Origin of the sequence: Roseovarius sp. (genome assembly GCF_040219995.1) — a bacterium.
Classification (GTDB): Bacteria; Pseudomonadota; Alphaproteobacteria; order Rhodobacterales; family Rhodobacteraceae; genus Roseovarius.
Window position 1 is genome coordinate 21,243 of sequence record NZ_JAVJUC010000034.1, and the last position, 20,583, is coordinate 41,825.

Genomic DNA, 20,583 nt, shown 5'->3' on the forward strand with positions numbered 1-20,583 from the left:
CAGTCCATCCATACCGACCGCACTCCGCCCGTGTGAGGGATTGCGGAAATTAACCTGCAAGTCACGACAAAGGGGCGCGGCCTGCTGCGCCGTTTCCCTGAATTGAGGACCAGCCACACGATTTTGATGTCGAAACACCGCTGATTTCGCTTTATGAGGGCGCAGAACCGTTGAACGGAACTATTTCTTCAGAATCGGAAGTCCCATGACGTCATATGAACGCAGCAACCCGAGCCCGGAATATCTCGACATGGTCGCCATGTATGAGACACTGCACGAAGAAGGCGAGAGCCTTGCCAAGAAAACCGGCAAGGAGACCTTTCCCGGCAAGATGCTGATCCGACACACGCCGGGCATCAAGGAGATGATCGACCGCACCGGCGCGACCAGCATCCTCGATTATGGTGCGGGCAAGGGCGCAGGCTACGAGCAGCGGGATGTGACCCTGTCCAACGGCGATGTCGCCTCCAGCATTCAGGACTATTGGGGCGTGAGCGACATCCGCTGTTACGATCCAGGGCATGAGCCGTTCAAGGAATTGCCCGAAGGCCAGTATGACGGGGTGATCTGCACCGATGTGCTAGAGCATATAACTACGCCGGACGTGGCATGGATTGTCGATGAAATGTTCGGCTATGCACGCAAATTCGTCTATGCCAACATCGCCTGCTACCCGGCGGTCAAATTCCTGCCCAACGGGCAGAACGTGCATTGCACAGTAAAGCCGCCTGAATGGTGGGCAGGGCTGTTTCACGCCATTGCCATGCGCCATACGCATGTATCGTTTCGACTGATCACCTCAACAGCAACGGGGCGGAAAAAGAAATTCGGCTTCGCCAAGAACCGGGCGAAACACTATCAAACCGTCGAGAGGTTCGCATGAGATACGGCATCCGCGTTTTGCACACTCACCCGATTCGAATGCAGAAGCATGAATGTAATCAACCAGGTAAATGAAACGATGACTGAGCCTTTGGCTAAGAACGGCAAAACGGCGTCACGCCCGTATGCAAGGACTGAGTGGCCAATTTACATATTGTCGCTTGAGGGCGAAGAAGAGCGCCGCGCGCCCCTTCTTTCAGCCCTCGCCGATATGGGCCTTTCAGCAGAGGTGCTGATTGGTGTGGATGGCCGAAAGGGTTTGCCTGAACGGGCGGAGGAACAGATACTCAGACAAAGGCTGGACCCCGCAAAACGACCTCTGACAGACGGCGAGTATGCCTGCGCGCTGAGCCACGTGAACGCCTATCGCAATATTCTGGATCAAGACGTTCGAGGCGCGATCATCTTCGAAGACGATGCGCGCATTGACGACGGTTTCAAAACGTTTGTCGAGGCTCGGGGCTATGCTTTGGGTGACATGGTGCTCCTAGGTCACCGCCGCTGCTGGGTGAGCCGGTTTGACAACCGTAAGATCAGCCCACGCCTAAATCTTCATCGGATTGCGATAACACCTCATCTCGCACATGCGTACAGTGTCTCATCTGACGCAGCACGGGCACTCCTAGAGGCTGCAACGCCTGTCAGAGAGCCTGCGGACTGGCCTTGCGAACTCTCTCGCATGAATGTGTTCGCGATAGAACCGCAGGTGGCGCATCAAAGAACGCAAGACCTAGGGCATTCTCACCTTGAGGCAGATAGGCTGGAGTTGCTTTCAAAATACAAACCAATCAAATCGCAAGGCAAATGGAAGCGTCTGATCAGAAAGCGCTCAAGACATTCTTGGTGGCGGTCATGGTTGATGAAAAGAATGAATCGCCGATTGTCATAGTGTTTCAAAGGCATTGATCTGAGGTATCCTGTAAACATCAGTTTACCCCGCCCGAAAAAGGCGATTGGCCTAGCAGTGCGACCCCTTCGTAAGGATTGACATGTCAGACAGCCTAATACCGAAAACGCTCGGACATATCTGGATAGGTCCATTGTCCCCGCCGCTGGAATGGATGCAAACTTGGCCAGACCTTCATCCCGAATGGAGTTATAGAATCTATGACAACGCGTTCTTGAAAAATGAAACCTTCGAAACGCAAAGCCAGATAAACGAGTACATCAGACGCGGTGCATATGCAGGCGCTTCCGACCTCATGCGATATGAAATTCTCTATCGGTACGGCGGTTTCATTGCAGAAGCAGATAGCCTTTGCCGCAAGAATATTGATGGTTTATTGGAAAGTGGCCATTCCATTTACACCGTGTACGAAAATGAATTCGTACGAGGTGACTTAGTATCTCCAATTCTGGCATCCGCACCAGGCCATCCGTTTTTACGTCTCTTGATCGATACAATCAAAACCGTGACGCCCCTGCACCTCGACACCCCTTGGAAACAAACAGGCAATTTGTTCATTGCCGAGATGATCAGGCTTCACAGGCCTGACATCAAGATCTGGCCGTCGCATTACCTCATACCACACCATCATACAGGTGTAAGTTATGAGGGCACCGATGAAATATACGCGGAGCAGTTCTTTGGGACGACAAACAAAATCTACAAGGTGCCAAATCGCTATACACTCCTATTGGAGAGGCAGCGCAAAATGTATAAGAAGCTCCGCAAGAAGGTGAAAAAACTACTGTAATGCCCAAGAGAGTCCACGCACTCCTCGCCTCGCTTCCCGCCGCGGGAGATCTGATCTGGCAAAAGACCAAGCGTCGCCTCGTGCGGCTCAAGCTTGATATTGCCGGTGCGGATGATGCCACGCATATCAACGCTCAACGACGTTTGCGCGGGAAGGACCAATATCGGCGTCTGCAAAAGGCCGAAGCCGTGGTGGTGTCCTTCGGCAAGAGTGGGCGCACCTGGCTGCGGGTGATGGTCTCGCGCCTCTATCAGCAGGTCTATGATCTGCCCGAGGACACGCTCATCGGATTTGACAATTTCCATAATATGGATCGCCGGGTGCCGCGGCTTTTCTTCACACATGACAACTATATCGGCGACTATACCGGCCATACAGACACCAAAATAGATTTCTACGACAAGAAGGTGCTGCTGATGGTGCGCGACCCGCGCGATGTCGCGGTCTCGCAGTTCTTCCAGTGGAAGTTTCGCATGCCCGCCGAGAAAAAGGCCCTGAACGACTATCTGCCCGATGGCGATGACAGTTCGATCTATAACTTCGTGATGCATGACGGCGGCGGGCTGCCCAAGGTCATCGACTTCATGAACATCTGGGCTCGTGAGCGTGACAACCTGCGCGCACTTTCGGTGATCCGCTACGAGGACATGCGCGCCAACCCGCATGAAACCCTGACCCAGGTCGCCGAGTTCCTTGACATCCCCGCCGATGCCGCGCGCATCCAGGAGGCGGTCGATTACGCCTCATTCGAGAACATGAAGAAGAAAGAGGCCGACAGCAGCTTCCGCATGAGCGGCGCGCGCGTGGCCCCCGGCGACAAGAGCAATCCCGACAGCTACAAGACCCGCCGCGCCAAGGTCGGTGGTTTCCGCGACTACTTCGAGGACGACCAGATCAAGGCGATTAACGCGCTCATGGCCGACACGCTCGACCCCGTGTATCGCTACGACACGGACACCACAGCCGACAGCAAGGCAAAATGACGCCGTCCGATACATCGCCCCGCATCTGGCGAGTTCTGGGCGACAAGAAGGGCGATAACAGCCAGGTCGACGTGATCGCCGAGGCGCTGGAACGAACGCACGGCTGGACGTCGGAACTGCGTCACCTCGAGATGCTGCCGAAATATGTCAAGGGCAAGCCGCGCGTCGCGCCCACCTTGCACCATATCGACCGCGCGCGCAGCGACCCGCTGGAGCCGCCCTGGCCCGACCTGATCCTCACGCGCGGGCGCCGCCCCTCGAATGTCGCACTCTGGATCAAACGGCAATCCGGCGGGCGCACGCGCATCGTGCTTCTGGGCAAGCCCGCAGGGTGGCTGTCGCATTACATGTCGCAGTTCGACCTGGTCATCACAAGTTCCGAAACCCTGCCCCCGCCCTTCGACAACGTCATGCAGATCGACCTGCCGCTGATGCAGATCGGGGCCGACCGGCTCGCGGCGGGGCGCGCGGAATGGCAGGATACGCTTGCCCCCCTGCCCCGTCCCTTGGTTACATTCCTGATCGGCGGGCCGACCAGCCCCTATGTCTACAACACCGAGGCCGAGACCCGCCTGCGCACGCGCATCGCGCAGGTTCTGGCCGAGGGCGGCACGCCCTACCTCGTCGGCTCACGACGCACGCCGCCGGGGTTTCTGGACCGTCTTCAGACGGGATTTCCCGACACGCTGCGCGTGTTCGACTGGGCCCATCCCGAGGGCGAAAACCCCTATACCGGCCTTCTGGCCCTCGGCGACCGGTTCGTCGTGACCGGCGACAGCATCTCCATGCAGGTCGAGGTGGCCCGGCTTGGCAAACCGCTCGAAATCCTGCCGCTGCCCTTCGGCTGGCTCGGACGGCTCGACGATGCGCGGCGGCGGCTCGCGGCTTGGATGTTCCAACCCGCCCGCGACGACCGCCCCGCCGAGGCCGCCCGCCTCGCCATGGCGCGCGGGCTCTATCATCTCAGGCTGATGCAGCAGACCCGGCATTTCCCGCGCTTCCACCAGATCCTGATCGATCGCGGTCTGGCCAGTTGGGCCGATGACGCCGACACAGACAGCCTCACTGATCAACAGATCTCGACGGCCAGCGCGGAGGACGTGACCCGCATCCTGCGCCGGATCGATCCGCTCTTGCGCGGGGTGTGACATGACCCATCCCAACATCTGCGTCATCAGCAACCCGACCAGTGGCAACAACCGCAAATGGCAGGACCGGATCGAGGCCCGCCTCGCCAACTACGCCCATGTCCGCCACCATGTCACCCGCTCCCCGCAAGAGGCCGAGGCGCTGCTCCCGGACCTGGCGGCGATGCAACCCGATGTCGTGGTCATCAATGGCGGAGATGGCACCATCGCCGCAGCACTTGGCATGATCCTCGATCACTGGGCCCCCGACCGCCTGCCCCTGATCATCGTGCTGCCCGGCGGCACCGCCAACATGACGGCAGGCGATATCGGCACCGCGTCCTCGCATCGCCGCGCGCTCAAGCGGTTCTTTGCCTGGCTCGACCGTGGCGCGCCGCTCGACGGCGATATCCGCGAGCGCCACATCATGCGCGTCGAAGGCGCCGCCGACGGCAAGGTGCGCCACGGCATGTTCATGGGCACCGGGGCCATCATGCAGGCCACGAAATTCGCCCATAGCGAGGTGCATTCGCGCGGGCTTGGCGGCGAAATCAGCCTCGGGATGATCCTGATCCGCTCGGTCTGGGGGCTGATCCGGCAGGACCCGAAATTCTACCAGCCGACTCATGTGGCCATGCAGATGACCGGCGCGGCCGGCGCGCAGGTCAGCCGCGACGAAGCACCGATGCTGATCCTCGTGGCCAGCACGCTCGAACGGCTCTTTCTCGGCATCCGGCCTTTCTGGGACAAGGGAAAGGCCCCCATCGGCCTCACCGCGATCCGGGGCGGCGCCGCGCGCTTTGCCCGCGCCTTCCCGTCGGTGCTGCGCGGGCACCCGAACCGCCATGTAACGGCGGAAAACGGCTATGAGAGCTTTCGCGCCGGGCAGATCGCGCTCCGCTTCGAGGGGGAACTGAACCTCGACGGCGAACTCTTCGCCACCTCCGGCCCCGATGCCCCGCTCACGATCACCGCCGAGGGGCCATTGCGCTTTCTGCGTCCGCGCTAGGGCGCGACGCTTGTTTGCCAGCCCGCCCCGGGCCTATAGAAGGCAGGTGATTTCTCGATGCAAGGCACGCACAGCCCATGACTGGCCCACAGACACCGGTTGAGTATCCCACCCCGGAGGGCCCGGATCAGGACACCTCTGCCCCCCTGCGCGTGTTGGTGACGGCGCTCCAAGAGCGGTTCGGCGACGGGCTTCAGGCGGTCATCCTCTATGGCTCCTGCCTGCGCAGCACCGATCTTCTGGACGGGCTCGTGGATTTCTACGTGCTGGTCGAGAACACGCCGCGCGCCGAACCCCGGCTCTGGCTGCGGCTTGGCGGGCGTATCCTGCCACCCAATGTCTATTACCTGGAAACCCCTCTCGACGGACAGACCGTGCGCTGCAAATACGCGGTGCTCAGCCTCGCGCAATTCGAACGCGGCACCGGTCCGGGGTGGTTCCACTCGTATCTCTGGGGGCGCTTTGCACAACCTGTGAAACCGGTCTGGTGCGACAGCCCCGCCACCCGCGCCCGGCTGCACGCGGCCTTTCTGCGCGCGGGCGAAACCCTGCTGCGCCGCGCCATCCCGGCGCTGCCGCCCCAAGGGCGACTGGCGGACCTGTGGCAAGGCGCATTGGCGCTCAGCTATGCCACCGAACTGCGCGCTGAACGTCAGGGCCGCGCCGCCGAACTCGCCGGGCACGGGCAGGCGTTCTTCGCGGCGCTCAGCCGCTGCCTCGAGCCGAGCCTTGGGGGCCTCCTCGAGATCGGGACAGATGACGGCACCCTGCAGTATCGCAGTCACGCAAGCCGCCGCGCCCGCCGCGCGGCCCCGATGCTCTGGGCACTGCGGCGGATGCAGGGCAAGGCACTCTCGGTGGCGCGCCTGATCAAGGGGCTGTTCACCTTCGAGGGCGGGCTCGATTACCTCGCCTGGAAACTGTCGCGCCATTCCGGTCAGGAGGTTGTGATCCCCGACAAGGTGCGCCGCCGCCCGCTGATCCATATCTGGGGCTTCATGCACCACCTCTATTCACGTGGTGTTTTTCGCTGACTCGGCGCGTAGTGCAAGGCGCACGCAAGAATCCGCGCACAAACTGAAACACAATGACAGTTTCAGGGCGTTTTTCGGCTTTTACGTGATCCAGATCAAAACAGTCAGGTGTTCAATTGTGTTTCTGAGACATGGCGTCTGACGGAATTCTCCTGTATAGAGCGCCGCAGAAAAACAAAATCGAGGTTGCGGATCCACATCATGAAACACGCCGTATTCATCCAGTCGAACCACAAGCAGATCGTCGGTGCCATTGCCGCCGAGCACGCGCTGCGCCGCTATTCCACCAACAACGACAAGTTCGAGGTGCATATCGTCAACAGCCGCGACTACCCGTTCTTCTTGGCCCGCGAAGGTCAGGAATACATGCGCGACGGGGTCAAGCGAGTTTGGCTGAACGAGGACCTTCAATCCTTCACCCCGACCCGCTTCATGCCGCCCGAGTTGATGGGCTATGAGGGGCGTGCCGTGGTGATCGACCCCGACGTGTTCGCCTGCGCCGACATCTGGGAACTGCTGAACCGTGACATGAAGGGCAATGCGATCATGGCGCGCATGCGCTCAGGCACCAAGGGCCTGATCGACAAGGCCTATGCCAGCTCCGTGATGCTGCTTGACTGCGCGCAGTTGACCCATTGGAAGGTCGAAGAGCAGTTCAACGACATGTTCGACGGTGACCACGATTACTCGCGCTGGATCGGTCTGCGCAACGAAGACCCCAACAAGATCGAATTCATCGAGAACGAATGGAACGATTTCGACAAGTTCACCACCGACACCAAGATGCTGCACACCACCCGTCGAAAGACCCAGCCGTGGAAAACCGGTCTGCCGGTGGATTGGCGCCCCGCGGAAAAATTCCGCCTGTTCCCGCCAGCGGCCTGGGTGCTGCGCATGCGCCGCAAGATCTTTGGCGAATACGGCCTGATGGGCAACTACAAGGAACATCCCGACAAGAACCAGGAGAACTTCTTCTGGGGTCTGGTCAAGGAATGCGTCGAAGAGGGCAAGATTTCCGAAGAGTTCCTGCGCAAGGAAATGGAAGAAAACCACGTCCGCCACGACGCGCTTGAGATGCTGAAGCATGTGCCCGACCTGCCCGCAGGCACCGCGCATCCGCTCAGCACCGGAAACCTGGCCAAGGCGGCCTGATCCGAGACATTGGCGCGGGCCCCGGCCCGCGCCTCTCAGAAAAGCGCGCGGATCCTGTCGCGCGCGTCTTGCGCTCCGCCCGATGGGTCGGGGCGCAGTTCTTTTGCCCACCCCTCGCCCTGCGCCACCATTGGCGCGGCCTCGTCCAGCCAGCGTGCGCGACCGTCGCGCACCAATGCCTCCTGAATACGCGAGATGTCCCGCCGCATCCGCACCGGCGCAAAGCGCATCGCCAGCGCATGGCTCAGCGGCTTGTGCCGGAAATTGTGGGCGCGAGTCCACCAGCGATCCGGCGGGTCACCGGGATCGAAGATATAAAGCGGCCGTCCCAGGCTCGCCGCCTCAGCCAGCATCGACATGCTTTCGCCGGTGACCACGAACCGATCCGCGAGGCCCAGAAAGGCGGGGTATGGGTTGTCCTCCACATCCGCGCCGCCACGCTCATGCCACCAATAGCTGCGCGCAGGCACGTCGAGCGCATCGCGAAACGCCTCCGCGACCGCGCGGGGCGTGCGCGGGCTGCCACTGACAAGGGCGCTGCCCCCGGTCTCCGCCACCAGCCGGTTGACCCCGTGCGCCAGGCGGCGCGCCTTGTCGCGGGTAAAGACGAACGGCCCGCTATCACCCCCGATCAGCACCGTGGTGAAGGGACGCGGCAAATGCCCGAGCGCGGGCACCACCCGCTCCGCCGCCGCATCCACGCCTGCGCGGGTGAACCGGTGCATCGGCAGCGGATTGACCAGAACGTTGGGCGCAGGCTCTAGAAAATACTGCGGCGTGCTGACAATCAGGTCGTAGCAGTCAGGCGGGGCCCAGGGACGCCCAACATGTACCAGCCGCACGCCGCCACCCGCTTGCCGCCTAATCCAGCGCGCAACCGGTTCGTTGCGTCGCCCGGCACTGATCACGAGATCCGGCCACGGCGGGGCCAGCGAGCTCGACACCTGCCGGTCGATCCCCATCAGCGTCGGCCCCAACAGCAGATGCGGCAGCAATTCCCAACTGCGCGCAATGATGCGTTTCTCCTCGAACGGCCAGCCCAATGTCTCGGCCAGCGCCAACACCTGCGTGTTGTCGCCCGCCTTGCGCCCCAGCAGGCACCAAACCTTTGCCGGTTGTGTCACCCCGTCCTTGTCCAAAGCCTCTCTCGTTCTCGCTGTCGTGCGGCTCATGCCCGCCATCCTGCCCAGTTGCGCGGTCAATGCCACAGATTTCAGCCTGAAACCGCCACGCACAAAATTACCCATACAAACCCGGAGCGATACCCTCTAAGAGCAGATGACGAAACCCTGACCCAAGACCAGATTGCCCGCCCATGTTCAACGTCTCCTATCGCGAGGCATCGGCCGTTGCCTCGCGCCACCTGATCCTCACCGCCCTGTTCTTTCTGCCCCGGGCCAAAAAGATCGCGTTGGAACGCCGCCTGCGCGGCAAACAGGAATATGCCTACCTGCAAGAGGCCGACTGGGCCCTCGTGTCATGGGGCAAGAGCGGGCGCACCTGGTTCCGGGTGATGCTGTCACGGTTCTACCAACTGCATTTCGGGCTCGACACCGATTACATGCTGGAATTCGACAATTTCCATCAGCTGAACCCGAAAGCCCCCAAGGTACTGTTCAGCCATAATAACTACATCCGGGACTATCTCGGCACATGGGACAACCTCGATTATTATAAGGGGCGCAAACTGGTCCTGCTGGTGCGTGATCCGCGCGACGTGGCCGTGTCACAGTATTTTCAGTGGCGCTATCGCATGCGGGCGCGCAAGAAGGCGCTGAACGCCTATCCGGCCCATGGAACTGATGTCGACATCTTCGATTTCGTCTGCAACCCCGATTGCGGGATTCCCCGGATCGTCGAGGCGTTCAACACCTGGGCCCGCTCGATGCCGGCCCTGGGCGATGACGTGCTGCTGGTCCGTTACGAGGATCTGCGCCGCGAGCCCGCCGAGGTGCTGCGCCAGGTCGTGGCCTTTACCGGGACCGCAGGCAGCCCCGAGCATATCGAGGCCGCACGCGAGTATGCCGATTACGAGAACATGAAAAAGCGCGAGGCCGAGAAGGACGGCATGCGCGGCAGCGGGCAGCGGGTCAAACCCGGTGACACGGCGAACCCCGATTCCTTCAAGGTCCGGCGCGGCAAGGTCGGCGGCTACCGCGATTATTTCACGCCCGATCAAGTGCAGATCATTGATGCGATGGTCAATGACGCGCTGGATCCGTCCTTTGGCTACAACGCTCCCTGACGGGGGCTGCGAGGCGGTCACGTTGCGCGCGGCTGCGTCTAACTGATGTCAGCTTCGGGCCAAATACGCCACCACACAGGTCAACGCTCACGAAAGTGACAACCGATCAGCCCCCGCCCGGTTCAGCCTGCGCCCCCTGCGCCGACGCTTCCTTGCTGTAACGCTGCACCAGCAAGTAATCCGAGACCGAATCCACATCCACAGAGGCATGCGCATAGGGCAGGATCACGACGCCGATGCGCAGCCCCACGCGGCGCGACAGACCTGCGAGCGCCGACTCGAGGCTCAACCAGCCCAACTTGTACCTCAACAGCGCCCACAGCCCCAGAAGGCGGATGACCACCAGAGGCTTCTTGCGGTCCTTCTCGACCTGCCGCCAGAAATCAGCCACACGTCGCCCGTCTGCCGTCAGAAACGCAAAGAGATTGCAGCCACAATAGCCACCATCCCGGAACCGCAGAACGGTCTTTTTGAGATCCGGGTAGGTCTGGCGCACCAGATCATAGGGGGCCAGACCGACGACAACGTCACAGCCCGATTGCGCGCTGTCGCGACAGAAATGATCGACGATCTCAGCGGTCAGCAGGGGATGATCGGCGGTGGTGATCAGAACCGGCTGAGTTTCCGGAAACCTGCCCAGCATGTCATAGGCGCTGGTGCTTGGCGAGGGTCCGGGTGGGGTCCAATCGATGCGCTTCTCGTCGATGAGCTCGACAAGCCCTGCATCGCTCTTGACGCAGGCCTCGGTTGGGCCGCTCAGATGGATCGAGCCGATGGATGCAGCATCGTCCAGCGCATTGATCACACGCCGGATCATGATCGTTCCGTCTATATCGAGCAAAGCCTTGCAGGCAACACCGGTTTCATCGCGCAGCGGATCACGGTCGGCTCTCTCACCGGCTAGAATTACGGAGGTAAAGTCTTTCACGGTCTCACTTTCTTAGCGGCTGCGATCTTGATCTGCACTCGGTTGATCTACAAGGTTTTCTGGTAGACGCGATACCGCTTGTAGATCGTACTGCCAACCGCCTCAATGATATGGCGCATGCCATCATTATCTTCCAGAACCCAGCCCATTTCGGCGGATGTGACGTTCCGTTTCACCATCGCCTTGCGGACCGCGTCGATGACCAGAAAGGCGAGCGTCGGGCCAAGCCGCGAATACTGGTATTCCTTGCGCACGCCCATCAGCGCGACCCGTGCGCTGCGCGCACCCCTGACCTTGATCCGCCACAGCAGTTTCGCCCAGCCGAACGGCAGCAGCCTGCCACGTAGATCGCCGATCAACTCATTGATGTTCGGAAACGCGGTGATAAAGGCCACCGGCCGTCCCTCGATCTCGGCGATCTGAATGAAATCGTCAGGCAAGAGCAGCGACAGTACCTTGGCGGTTTCTTCGAACTCCGCGTGGGTGAAGGGCACGAATCCCCAGTTGTCCGACCACGCATCGTTGAACATATCACGCATGGCCTCGAAATCGGCGGCCTTGTTCTTGCGGTCAAGCGTGCGGATCTTCACGGTCCGGCTGGCGCGGGTGGCCAGTTTCTGCATGACATCAGGGGCCACGAAATCGGGGCGTACCTTGTAGGTGAGCAGGTCCTTGACCGTCTCGAAGCCCTGCTCCTCCACCCGCCCGGAATAATACCGTGGCGCATGGCCCATCATGATGAACGGTGGATCGTCGAAATTATCGACCAGAAGCCCCAAGTCCTCGTTGATCGACAGGTTGTAGGGGCCCCGCACCGAGGCCGCGCCGCGCGCGCGCAGCCAGTCTTGTGCCGTCTCGAACAGCGCATCGAAGACAGCGCGCTCATCGATCGCCTCAAGCATGCCAAAATAGCCGATCTTGCCCGCCTCGTCCTCGGGCTGCATCTGATCGAGTTGTGCGGTGATCCGCCCGACCGGCGTGCCGTTGCGATAAGCCACCCAGGCGGCGACCTCGCAATGTTCAAAAAGCGGCTTGTTTTCGAACACGCGCTGCTTTTGCTCGAACATCAGCGGTGCCACCCAAGCGGCATCACCGGCGTAAATCCGCTCTGGCAGGTGCAGGAAGTCATTTACCGTCTGACGGCTCCTGGCCTCGACGAGAGCAATCTGATCCCGATCAGACGTGTCGGATGACATGGGGGGCCTTTCTTGCAGTGACTGTGACCTTCCGCGCATTTGCACGACAGACCGACAACAGGTAATGTCAAAGCTGTCCACGATCTGGCTCGGGACACCTTGAGGTCGCATTGCGCACAGGCCAATACGCCCGAAACGGAACCGGACAGACGAACCTTGGAAACTGCTTGCAATTCCCGCATCCAACCTCAAATAACGGCGCAAGTATCCACTTTGAAAAAGAAGAAGTCGAGTCTCCTTGGCCAAATTCATCCTTGGAAATGCACATCGTAACACGGCGTTCAACAACGCAATCGCGCGGAACATCCTGTGGTTCGCCGATCTCGTTTTCGTGGGCGCGGTGCTGGGGCTTTTCCGAGTTTTGCCCTTGGCTTGGGGCTCTGCGCTCGGGGCCCGCGTCGGCCGTATCTTCGGCAGAATCGCCAAGCAGCGGACCCGGCACATTCGCGCCAACCTGTCGCTCGCCCTGCCCGACAAGTCACCGGCCGAGATTGACCGACTGGCGCAACAGGTCTGGGAGAACGCAGGCGCAGTGATGGCGGAATATCCCAATCTGCCCGCCTTCGGTGATCCGCGCCGTGACCGGCTCGAAATCGAGGGCCATGAGCATATCTCCGCCGATCAGACCCCCGGCCGTCCTGTGGTCTTCGTGGCTGCGCATCTGGCCAATTGGGAGGTGATCGGCGCCGCGATCACCCGGATGGGCATCCCGTCCTGTGCGATGTATGCGCCACTCTCCAACCCATGGCTTGACCGCAAGATGCGCAGCTATCGTAACGCGCTCGGATGTGAGTTGATTTCGCGTGACGCGGGGCTGCGCGGGTTTCTTGATGCGCTCAAGGCCGGAAAATCGCCGATTATCATCACTGACAGGCGTATAGAGGGCGGGAAACAGATTCCGCTCTTCGGTGAAGACAAGGAATCGTCCATCCTGCCCGCGCGTCTTGCCCTGCGGTTCGGTGTTCCTTTGGTGCCGGTTCAGGCCATGCGTTTGCCCGGCGCCAGGTTTCGCGTGCGCTTTCACGCGCCCCTCCACCCCCATGATCCGGAGGCCGATCGCGACGATCAGGCCATCGATCTTGCGCATCAGGTCAACGACAAATTTGAACAGTGGATCACAGCGCGCCCCGGCGAATGGCTGTGCACCAGCAAAATCTGGCCATCTGCTGTTCTCCGAGCTAAAACAGACATATATACGGAAGTGCGCAGAGCAGCCGAATAACTGGAGTTTCACAATGTCGAACCATCAACCGAGTCGCACCCACCGCGTCGACGAGTCGGTGCGCCTGTTCAAGAATCCGATCCTCGAAAAACTGAGCCATGTTCACCCGATTGTCCCGCTTCTGGTCTGGGGCCCTGTCGCGATCTGGCTTCTGGTGCGCGCGGTGACGGTTCATCAGATCGGCCTTGCCGGAATGGCGGTGATCGGTGTTGCGGGGCTTGTGACATGGACACTGGCTGAATACCTGCTGCATCGCTACCTGTTCCACTTCGAGCCAAAGACCGATCTGGGCAGACGGTTCATCTACCTGTTCCACGGGGTGCATCACGACACGCCGCAGGATAAGACACGCCTGCTCATGCCGCCCGCCGGGGCATTGCCGATCATCGCCGTGCTTTACCTGATGTTCTGGCTGGTCCTGCCCTACCCCTGGGCCGAGCCGTTTACCGGGTTCTTCATCATCGGCTACCTAATCTACGACTATATCCACTATGCGACGCATCACTTTCCAATGCGGCATCCACTGCTGAAATTCCTCAAGCACTACCATATGCGGCATCACTTCTCGGATGACGACGGGCGCTACGGGGTCAGCACCCCGTTCTGGGACTGGGTGTTCAACACCTACCCGTCCAAACCGGAGAAACCGAACAGAGGTTAGGCCCCGTGCCTGCCTCTCACTTCTCCATACCGCCGCTCCGGGTTGGGGTCTGTCGATGGCCAAAAACTATCTGTTGCCCAAAGGGCTGGTGAACCGGTTTCAATGGGTGCAAACGCCAATCTGGATGATCGAGGCGGCGGCATTCTATAGCCTGCTTGGATTTGCCAAAGCATTGCCGTTTCCGGTTGTCGCAACGATATTCGGGCGTCTTCTCGGCAGCTTTGGCTATCGGAATGCCCAGAAACGCCGCGTGGTGCGACGCAACGTGTCCGTGGTTCTGCCACAGGCCAGCGAGGGCGAGCGCGAGACCGTGGTGCGGCGGATTTTCCGCGTCACCGGACTCGCAGCAGCTGAGCTGTTTCTGCTTGGACGGATTTGGCGGCGGCGGGCGCACTATCTTGAATTCTCGATTCATCCCGAGGCAACAGACATTATCGCGCGGAAAGAGGCGATAATCTTTGCCACAGCACATGTCGGCGCATGGCAGCTTTGCAACTTCATCGGGCGCGAGCATGACCTGAATATCTCGGTGATCTACGCCCCGGAACCCAATCCCTGGCTGCATCGCTTCTTTCTAGAGCGGCGGCGCGACTTCGGCGGCCCGATGGTTCCAAGTGCTGGCGGCGCGCGCACATTCCTGCGCGAGCTTGCAGCCGGAAATTCGGTTGGTGCGGCTTTCGACACACGGGTCGATCAAGGCGAGATGGTGCCGTTTTTCGGCATCCCCACTCCGACCAGCACCTTGCCCGCGATGCTGGCCATGCGCGGCTATACCTTGCTACCCATTCGCACGGTACGTTTGCCGAACTGCCGATTCCTTATCGAAGTCGAGGCACCGCTTGTCCCGCGCAATCCACAAGCCCCGCGAGCAGAACAGATCATTGATCTCACCCACCAACTCAACCAGCGGTTCGAAGCCTGGATCAGCGAGTATCCGGACCAATGGCTCTGCATGAAGCGGCGCTGGCCCAAGGCCCCTGTCGCGCCCCAATCCCCCGATGTATAAGCTGACAAGCCCCCCGCGCGTCTGGGTCGTGGACTCCCACCGCTCAGGCGAAAAGACGCAGCTGCGCGCGCTCGCTGAAGGGCTGGGCTGGCCCTATGAGATAAAGACCCTGCGCTACCGCAATTACGAGATGCGCACCAATCTTTTGCGCGGCAGTGACCTGCGCGGCGTGGACCGTGCAAACTCCGACGCGCTCGCGCCCCCCTGGCCCGATCTGGTGCTGTCCATGGGAATGCGCAACGAACCGGTCGCACGCTGGATACGCGACCAGTCGGGTGGGCACACGCGGCTGGTCTTTCTTGGTCGTCTCTGGTCTGATCCTGAACAGTTCGACCTGGTGATCACCACTCCGCAATACCGCGTGCCGAACCGGCCCAACGTGCTGCGCAATGCCCTGCCCCTGCATCCTCTCGGCCCCGAACCACTGGCCCGGGCGGCAGCCCGCTGGAGCCCGGCCCTGTCGCACCTGCCGCGCCCGTATCTGACTGTGAATATCGGCGGCACGAGCGGGCCCTACGCCTTTGGCCCGCGCGCCGCCGCGCGGCTGGTCCGGGACACGCTGGCATTGGCACGACAGCGCGGCGCATCTCTTCTGATCAGTTCCAGCGCGCGAACACCGGCAGCCGCCATCGACGCCTTCGCCACACAATCCCAGGTGCCGATGCAACTATATCGCTGGCAGCCTGGAGACCCTGACAATCCCTATCTCGGCTTCCTGGCCCTCGCGGACGAGATTATCGTCACGGCGGACAGTATCTCGATGCTGTCAGAGGCCTATGCCACCGGCAAACCTGTCCACATGTTCGACCCGGGCGCAGGACGCTTCAGCATGCGCCGCGACATGGCGCTGGCCCTGGGCGAGAGGGATCGTGCAGAGGCCCTGCTGCGGCAGAACGAGGGCCGGCCCGACCTTTCACTCGGCTCGCTGGCCTATCGCGGCCTGATGCGGTGGGGCTGGAAGCACCTGTCACGCGACATCAGCCAGATGCATCTTCGATTGGTGCAGTCCGGCCGAATGGGCTGGCTTGGCCAGCCTGTGCCCGCGGCAAAAGAGGCCCCTCCGCCCAGCGACATGGAACGCGCCATCTCCCGCATCGGTCAGCTTATGGAAACCAAGCCCTCCGGCACGCCCGGAACAAGTCGCCGCGCGGAACGCATCAGCCAGCTTTGAAGTCGCCCCGAGGCTCCAACCGGTGCACGATATCGGCGGCATCCGACAGGCGGCTGTTATGGGTGATGGCAAGGATCGTCAATTGATCCCGCAACGCGCGTAGCGTCTCGATGATCGCCGCTTCGCTTTCGACGTCAAGTGCGCTTGTCGCCTCGTCCAGGATCAGCAGCTTCGGATCATTGATCAGGGCCCGCGCGATTGCGATGCGCTGCCGCTGCCCGCCCGAAAGCCGCCCGCCCCGTTCCCCGACCACGGTGTGAATACCCTCGGGCAGGTCGCTGACGAACCCCCAAGCCCCGGCCTTTTTCAATACCTCTTCAACGCGCGCCTGCGTTGTTTCTGGATCGCCAAGCGTGACGTTGTGAATGATGGTATCGTGCAGCAGCACCGTCTCTTGCGGCACGTATCCCACCATCCGACGCCAGGCCTTGAGATCAATCTGCTGAAACGGAACGCCATCAACGGTTATCTCGCCCGCGTCGGGCCGCAAGAGCCCGATCACGAGATCCACGATCGTGGTCTTGCCTGACCCCGAGGGCCCCACGAGTGTCGTCATCTGGTGTGCGGGAATATCAAGATCGAGGCCGGAAATCACCGGGTGTCCATCGTAGGAAAAGTCAATTTTGCGCAGCACGAGACCAGATTTCAGTGCCGGTGCCACGTGCCCACCGAGATGTTCCAGCTCTTCCTGCGCACGTCGGTTGGTTTCCATCAGCGACCAATAGGCGCTCTCGCTCTGCGCCAGCTTTTGATACTGCTTTTGAACCTTCCCGATGAAATTGAAAGCCCGTCCCAATGTCACCGCAAGAATGAGCACCGTGGCAAACTCCATGGAAAGCACGGCCAACGCCATGTAAATCCCGAAGGCGATGACGATCACGAACATCAGGTCCTGCCCGGAGTTAAGCCCTGCACTGGCCAGAACCTGACGACGCAGTGCCTTGTTGAGGCGGTTGGTCTCGTGATGCAAAAGCTGATCCGCCAGGTTTTCGCGCGCCATCGCCTTGAGTGGCTTCACCGATTGCAGGGTGTCCGTGAGATGCGACATCAGCGACACCATCAGTTCGGTCTGTTTCTTGCCCGCCTTGCGGGTCACGCGCACCAGGAAATGCGACAGCCAGATGATCACCGTCCCGCCAATCAGCCCCAGCAGCGTCGCCTCCCAGGACACCAGAACGGCGACGGTGCCATACACCAGCGCCTGAATGAGAAACGTGAGTGCGGTGGCCCCGAACATATAGGCATCGGCCGAGCGCTGTGCCTCTGTCGCCAGCGCATTGGTTAGCCTGCCCGCGGGCTGATGCAGAAAAAACCGCCACCGGCTCCGCATCATGTTGTGCAGGGTTTCCAGCCGCAGGTCGGTGGCGATCTGCGCGGCGGTATAACCGACCTGACGCTGCGCCACCAAGAGCAGAATCGCCTTGAAGAAGGCGGCGACCACGATCACCACAAGCAAGGCGCCAAGCGTGATCGGAATGCCCAGCCAAGTCATGATGTCCATGACCGCCTGCTCCAATTCTCCCGGCGGCTCGGCTGTCGCGGCGTCCTCGCCGGAATAGAGGGCGATCTTCAGCATTGGAAGCAGCGCCGAGAGGCCCAGCCCCTCGGCCAGACCGGAAAAGAACAACGCCAAAACCATCAGAAAGCTGGCCATCGGATAGGCGCGGAAGAGGTCGATCATCAGGCGCATGGGTGGTCTTTCGTCAATTGGCCGGACATCTGGCGCACGCGGCACGCCAAGCTTGCGCGTCGGTAACACGAGATCAAAGCGGCCGCCACGTTTGCGCACACGCACGGGGCATGAAACCGCACGTCACGTTCATGCCGCGTGCCCGCGTGCGAGCGCAATGCCGAAACTACGGCCGGTCTCCATGTGCCCAGCCGCACCCATGTACCGGGTGGTTGCTTCGACCTGCCACCCGTCATCGGCCCGCGTGATCCGGTAGAGATTATAGGCCGCCGGTTCGTGATGCATCGACGAGGCCGAGGGCACACCGATCACCGGGGCCGGTCCGTCGCACGTGGGCAGCATCTGGTGATGGCTGCGATGGCTGTGGCCATGCAGGACCATCTCGACACCTTCGCGCTCGAGCAGCGCACAGAACTCGGCGTGATCGCGCAGGTGCTTGCGCGATGATACCGTGCCCGGCAGCGGCGGATGATGGATCATCAACAGGCGAAACAACCCCTCCGCCCGCGTCTGGTGCAGCAGCGCGACGAGCCGATCACGTTGTCCGCGCCCCACCTCGCCGACGGCAAAGCCCGGCGGCGACACCACGGCACTGGACACGCCGATCAGGGCAAGCCCACCACGGCGGCGCAGCACCGGAAAGGCGCATGTCACATCGGTGCTTTCATGTTCGGCATCGCCTTGCCAATACGGCTGCCATTGCGCGGCACCCCGGTCCCATGCCCCGGTCACCAGCGCCTCATGATTGCCGGGAATCGTCATCACTCGGGCCGGATCGCCCAAGGTATCCAGCCAGTGCCGCGCCGCGCGATACTCGCTGCAGAGGCCGAGATTGGTCAGATCACCACTGACCATGATCAGGTCAGGCACATGCCCCTGCATGTCCGCAGTCAGTCGCGCCAGGATTTCGGGACGATGGCGGCGGTGCCGCTTGGTGTGCCAGGACAGCAGCCCGAGAAGGCGCTTGTTCAACACCGCGCGCAACGGCACACCCTTTGGCAAGGGCAGATGCGGGTCAGACAGATGCGCCAGCATCACCTCAGCGCCTGTCTTGCGGTCGGGTCCCTGCATTGCCGTCGCCACCATGTCCGAAACCGGTCTCGCGCGCCGGGCGCGCGAGCCGGATGCCTACTGTGCGCTTGCGCCGGCCGCCATGTCGGACCCGGCACTGGCAGCCTTGAACGCAGCCAGAATGGCGTCGATCTGCTCGAAACTGTGCGCGGCACTCAGGCTGCACCGCAAGAGCGCCGCCGAATCGGGCGCTGCGGGCGGCAGGACCAGATTGACATAGACCCCCTCGTCCAGCAGCGCATTCCAGAGCCGTGCCCCTTCTTCCTTGGAGGGCACGCGCACCGCGATCACCGGGCTGACGGTCGAGGCAAGCTCATAGCCAAGCCCCTTGAGCCCATCATAAAGACGATTGGCATTGGCCCAGAGCTTGTCCTTGATGTCGGGGCGGGTGCGGATCGCACGCAACGCCGCATCGGCGGCGGCAATATTGGCCGGGCTCGACGAGGCGGTAAAGATATAGGGGCGGCTGCCATACCGCAAAAGCTGCATCTCGGGGTGGCGGCTGACGCAGAAACCGCCAAGCGAGGCGAGGCTCTTACTGAACGTGCCGGTGATGAAATCGACCTGATCGAGAATCCCCGCCTCTTCGCAAAGGCCGAGGCCTCTCTCGCCATAGACACCGAATGAATGCGCCTCATCGACCATGAACCAGGCGCCATATTCCTTAGCCACGGCACACAGATCGGCCAGGGGGGCAATATCGCCCAGCATGCTGTAAAGCCCTTCGGCGATCACCAGCGCACCCTCGGCGTCGCCGCCCAGACGGCGCAGGCGCTTGCGCAGGTCTTCGGGGTCATTGTGCCGGAAGGCCAGAAAATCGGCCCCGCTGATGCGACAGCCGTCATAAATGCAGGCATGACTATGACTGTCGAGCACAACCTTGTCACCCGGTCGCAGGATGCCCATCAAGAGGCCCAGATTGGTCTGGTAGCCCGTTGAAAAGATCATCGCCGACGGCACGCCATAGAACTCCGCGAAATCGTGTTCCAGCGACGCGTGCCCGGCAAAGCTGCCATTGGCCATGCGGGACCCGGTGGTGCCGCTGCCCTGCTCGTGCATCGCGGCACAGGCCGCGTCGAGCACTTCGTTATCGAAAGTGAGGCCAAGGTAGTTGTTGGTGCCAACAAGGATCGTAGGGCGGTTACCGATAATCGCCTCGGTGGGCGACAGGATCTTTTCCATGACGATCCGGCTGGGATCAGCCTCTACGGCCCCCAGCGAATCCCGAATATGTGCCAGTTCGGCGAAGCGGTCTGAAATACTCATGGCCTGTTCTCAACCAGTTGCTTGATTTGATTGGCGAGATCTTGAACCGTATTGACGTTGGCCATCATGTTCAACGGAAAGCTGACGTCGAACGTGTCCTCGACTTCCATCAGCAACTCCATCATGTTGACCGAGTCGATATTCATGTCGGCGGCAAGATCAGTCTGCGCGTTCAGCTCGTCCGACTTCGTGGGGAACCGCGCCAGATGCGTCAGCAGAGTCTGCATGATTTCCTGGTCTAGG

General features: G+C 61.2%; 20 protein-coding genes. 13 read left to right on the top strand and 7 right to left on the bottom strand.

Annotation, left to right across the window (positions count from 1 at the left end; genetic code table 11):
- Window positions 1–205 precede the first annotated feature (205 nt).
- From RID11_RS14395 to RID11_RS14430, 8 genes are all read left to right on the top strand, one after another.
- Entirely contained in the window at window positions 206–883 is a 678-nt protein-coding gene (locus RID11_RS14395; RefSeq protein WP_350140377.1) for a class I SAM-dependent methyltransferase, read from the top strand.
- Between the two features lie 48 nt (window positions 884–931).
- Window positions 932–1,771: a glycosyltransferase family 25 protein gene (locus RID11_RS14400; RefSeq protein WP_350140379.1), complete on the top strand. Its 840-nt coding sequence runs from the start codon at window positions 932–934 to the stop codon at window positions 1,769–1,771.
- Between the two features lie 100 nt (window positions 1,772–1,871).
- Complete coding sequence (locus tag RID11_RS14405; protein ID WP_350140381.1) at window positions 1,872–2,579, top strand: glycosyltransferase family 32 protein; 708 nt, start codon at window positions 1,872–1,874, stop codon at window positions 2,577–2,579.
- Window positions 2,579–3,562 carry a sulfotransferase domain-containing protein gene (locus RID11_RS14410; RefSeq protein WP_350140383.1) on the top strand — a complete coding sequence of 328 codons (984 nt, stop codon included), beginning with the start codon at window positions 2,579–2,581 and terminating at the stop codon, window positions 3,560–3,562. The genes RID11_RS14405 and RID11_RS14410 overlap by 1 nt, the downstream gene beginning before the upstream one ends.
- Window positions 3,559–4,710 carry a mitochondrial fission ELM1 family protein gene (locus RID11_RS14415; protein ID WP_350140385.1) on the top strand — a complete coding sequence of 384 codons (1,152 nt, stop codon included), beginning with the start codon at window positions 3,559–3,561 and terminating at the stop codon, window positions 4,708–4,710. Before RID11_RS14410 ends, RID11_RS14415 begins: the two co-directional genes overlap by 4 nt.
- Before the next feature lies 1 nt (window position 4,711).
- Window positions 4,712–5,698, top strand: coding sequence for a diacylglycerol/lipid kinase family protein (locus RID11_RS14420; RefSeq protein WP_350140387.1), 987 nt, complete (start codon window positions 4,712–4,714; stop codon window positions 5,696–5,698).
- Between the two features lie 77 nt (window positions 5,699–5,775).
- The gene (locus tag RID11_RS14425; protein ID WP_350140389.1) at window positions 5,776–6,732 is read left to right on the top strand and encodes a hypothetical protein; all 957 of its coding nucleotides are present in this window, start codon (window positions 5,776–5,778) and stop codon (window positions 6,730–6,732) included.
- Between the two features lie 201 nt (window positions 6,733–6,933).
- Window positions 6,934–7,884 (top strand): hypothetical protein, encoded by a 951-nt coding sequence (locus RID11_RS14430; protein WP_350140391.1) that lies wholly within the window; start codon window positions 6,934–6,936, stop codon window positions 7,882–7,884.
- A 35-nt stretch (window positions 7,885–7,919) separates the two neighbouring features.
- Here the strand turns inward: RID11_RS14430 and RID11_RS14435 are convergent, their stop codons facing one another.
- Complete coding sequence (locus RID11_RS14435) at window positions 7,920–9,056, bottom strand: mitochondrial fission ELM1 family protein (RefSeq protein ID WP_350140392.1); 1,137 nt, start codon at window positions 9,054–9,056, stop codon at window positions 7,920–7,922.
- Window positions 9,057–9,199: 143 nt separating this feature from the next.
- On the opposite strand from RID11_RS14435, the gene RID11_RS14440 reads away from it, so the two are divergent.
- Complete coding sequence (locus tag RID11_RS14440; RefSeq protein WP_350140394.1) at window positions 9,200–10,129, top strand: sulfotransferase domain-containing protein; 930 nt, start codon at window positions 9,200–9,202, stop codon at window positions 10,127–10,129.
- A 106-nt stretch (window positions 10,130–10,235) separates the two neighbouring features.
- Here the strand turns inward: RID11_RS14440 and RID11_RS14445 are convergent, their stop codons facing one another.
- Together RID11_RS14445 and RID11_RS14450 are read right to left on the bottom strand one after the other, a co-directional pair.
- A complete protein-coding gene (locus tag RID11_RS14445; RefSeq protein ID WP_350140396.1) occupies window positions 10,236–11,057 on the bottom strand; it encodes a nucleotidyltransferase family protein in 822 nt (273 codons plus the stop codon).
- A 47-nt stretch (window positions 11,058–11,104) separates the two neighbouring features.
- A complete protein-coding gene (locus RID11_RS14450; protein WP_350140398.1) occupies window positions 11,105–12,253 on the bottom strand; it encodes an N-acetyltransferase in 1,149 nt (382 codons plus the stop codon).
- Window positions 12,254–12,584: 331 nt separating this feature from the next.
- Between RID11_RS14450 and RID11_RS14455 the strand changes: the two genes are divergently transcribed.
- The 4 genes from RID11_RS14455 to RID11_RS14470 are packed head-to-tail and all read left to right on the top strand — an operon-like array spanning window position 12,585 to window position 16,313.
- Window positions 12,585–13,475: a lysophospholipid acyltransferase family protein gene (locus RID11_RS14455; RefSeq protein WP_350140400.1), complete on the top strand. Its 891-nt coding sequence runs from the start codon at window positions 12,585–12,587 to the stop codon at window positions 13,473–13,475.
- A 13-nt stretch (window positions 13,476–13,488) separates the two neighbouring features.
- Window positions 13,489–14,136: a sterol desaturase family protein gene (locus RID11_RS14460; RefSeq protein ID WP_350140402.1), complete on the top strand. Its 648-nt coding sequence runs from the start codon at window positions 13,489–13,491 to the stop codon at window positions 14,134–14,136.
- A 55-nt stretch (window positions 14,137–14,191) separates the two neighbouring features.
- Window positions 14,192–15,142: a lysophospholipid acyltransferase family protein gene (locus RID11_RS14465; RefSeq protein ID WP_350140403.1), complete on the top strand. Its 951-nt coding sequence runs from the start codon at window positions 14,192–14,194 to the stop codon at window positions 15,140–15,142.
- Entirely contained in the window at window positions 15,135–16,313 is a 1,179-nt protein-coding gene (locus RID11_RS14470; RefSeq protein WP_350140405.1) for a mitochondrial fission ELM1 family protein, read from the top strand. Before RID11_RS14465 ends, RID11_RS14470 begins: the two co-directional genes overlap by 8 nt.
- On the opposite strand, the gene RID11_RS14475 is transcribed toward RID11_RS14470, so the two are convergent.
- The 4 genes from RID11_RS14475 to RID11_RS14490 all read right to left on the bottom strand — a co-directional run bounded on the left by RID11_RS14475 (window position 16,300) and on the right by RID11_RS14490 (window position 20,567).
- On the bottom strand, window positions 16,300–18,003 hold the full coding sequence (locus RID11_RS14475; protein WP_350140407.1) for an ABC transporter ATP-binding protein: 1,704 nt from the start codon (window positions 18,001–18,003) through the stop codon (window positions 16,300–16,302). The genes RID11_RS14470 and RID11_RS14475 overlap by 14 nt on opposite strands.
- A gap of 129 nt (window positions 18,004–18,132) precedes the next feature.
- Window positions 18,133–19,074 (bottom strand): metallophosphoesterase family protein, encoded by a 942-nt coding sequence (locus RID11_RS14480; protein WP_350140409.1) that lies wholly within the window; start codon window positions 19,072–19,074, stop codon window positions 18,133–18,135.
- Between the two features lie 57 nt (window positions 19,075–19,131).
- Entirely contained in the window at window positions 19,132–20,340 is a 1,209-nt protein-coding gene (gene spt, locus RID11_RS14485) for a serine palmitoyltransferase (RefSeq protein ID WP_350140411.1), read from the bottom strand.
- The gene (locus tag RID11_RS14490; RefSeq protein ID WP_350140413.1) at window positions 20,337–20,567 is read right to left on the bottom strand and encodes an acyl carrier protein; all 231 of its coding nucleotides are present in this window, start codon (window positions 20,565–20,567) and stop codon (window positions 20,337–20,339) included. Before RID11_RS14490 ends, spt begins: the two co-directional genes overlap by 4 nt.
- Window positions 20,568–20,583: the final 16 nt, after the last annotated feature.

Coding starts and splice junctions, on each gene's coding strand:
- spt (WP_350140411.1), bottom strand. CDS start 20,340: ATGAGTATTTCAGACCGCTTCGCCGAACTGGCACATATTCGGGATTCG.
- RID11_RS14475 (WP_350140407.1), bottom strand. CDS start 18,003: ATGCGCCTGATGATCGACCTCTTCCGCGCCTATCCGATGGCCAGCTTT.
- RID11_RS14410 (WP_350140383.1), top strand. CDS start 2,579: ATGCCCAAGAGAGTCCACGCACTCCTCGCCTCGCTTCCCGCCGCGGGA.
- RID11_RS14425 (WP_350140389.1), top strand. CDS start 5,776: ATGACTGGCCCACAGACACCGGTTGAGTATCCCACCCCGGAGGGCCCG.
- RID11_RS14460 (WP_350140402.1), top strand. CDS start 13,489: ATGTCGAACCATCAACCGAGTCGCACCCACCGCGTCGACGAGTCGGTG.
- RID11_RS14395 (WP_350140377.1), top strand. CDS start 206: ATGACGTCATATGAACGCAGCAACCCGAGCCCGGAATATCTCGACATG.
- RID11_RS14480 (WP_350140409.1), bottom strand. CDS start 19,074: ATGCAGGGACCCGACCGCAAGACAGGCGCTGAGGTGATGCTGGCGCAT.
- RID11_RS14400 (WP_350140379.1), top strand. CDS start 932: ATGAATGTAATCAACCAGGTAAATGAAACGATGACTGAGCCTTTGGCT.
- RID11_RS14470 (WP_350140405.1), top strand. CDS start 15,135: ATGTATAAGCTGACAAGCCCCCCGCGCGTCTGGGTCGTGGACTCCCAC.
- RID11_RS14490 (WP_350140413.1), bottom strand. CDS start 20,567: ATGCAGACTCTGCTGACGCATCTGGCGCGGTTCCCCACGAAGTCGGAC.
- RID11_RS14430 (WP_350140391.1), top strand. CDS start 6,934: ATGAAACACGCCGTATTCATCCAGTCGAACCACAAGCAGATCGTCGGT.
- RID11_RS14405 (WP_350140381.1), top strand. CDS start 1,872: ATGTCAGACAGCCTAATACCGAAAACGCTCGGACATATCTGGATAGGT.
- RID11_RS14420 (WP_350140387.1), top strand. CDS start 4,712: ATGACCCATCCCAACATCTGCGTCATCAGCAACCCGACCAGTGGCAAC.
- RID11_RS14435 (WP_350140392.1), bottom strand. CDS start 9,056: ATGAGCCGCACGACAGCGAGAACGAGAGAGGCTTTGGACAAGGACGGG.
- RID11_RS14450 (WP_350140398.1), bottom strand. CDS start 12,253: ATGTCATCCGACACGTCTGATCGGGATCAGATTGCTCTCGTCGAGGCC.
- RID11_RS14415 (WP_350140385.1), top strand. CDS start 3,559: ATGACGCCGTCCGATACATCGCCCCGCATCTGGCGAGTTCTGGGCGAC.
- RID11_RS14440 (WP_350140394.1), top strand. CDS start 9,200: ATGTTCAACGTCTCCTATCGCGAGGCATCGGCCGTTGCCTCGCGCCAC.
- RID11_RS14465 (WP_350140403.1), top strand. CDS start 14,192: ATGGCCAAAAACTATCTGTTGCCCAAAGGGCTGGTGAACCGGTTTCAA.